Origin of the sequence: Salifodinibacter halophilus, assembly GCA_012999515.1 — a bacterium.
GTDB classification, from domain to species: Bacteria; Pseudomonadota; Gammaproteobacteria; order Nevskiales; family Salinisphaeraceae; genus Salifodinibacter; species Salifodinibacter halophilus.
Genome location: JABEEB010000481.1, coordinates 1 through 250 on the forward strand (window position 1 = coordinate 1; position 250 = coordinate 250).

General features: G+C 68.0%; 1 protein-coding gene. It reads right to left on the reverse strand.

What is annotated here, in order from left to right:
* Positions 1 to 250 (reverse strand): hypothetical protein (locus HKX41_12535; protein ID NNC24962.1); only part of this gene is annotated, 250 nt, incomplete at both ends.

Sequence of the window (250 nt, forward strand, 5' to 3'; positions counted from 1 at the left end):
GCGGGTCCTTCGGGTCGTCAGCGGCCTCGTTGTGTTCGGGGCCGACGTCGACGCGGCACCAGTTCACGGTCTTGCCGTTCTTGTGCTCTTCCTTGACGAGGTCGAGGACACGGCCGACGACGAGGGGTCCGGTCACCTCGGCGCCGAAGAAGTCCTCCTCTTCGAGTCCGATCGCGGCGAACTGCGCGGCGAGGGCGTGCGGGTCGGTGTCGGCCGGGTAGTCGACGTAGTCAGCCAGCCAGGAGAGTGG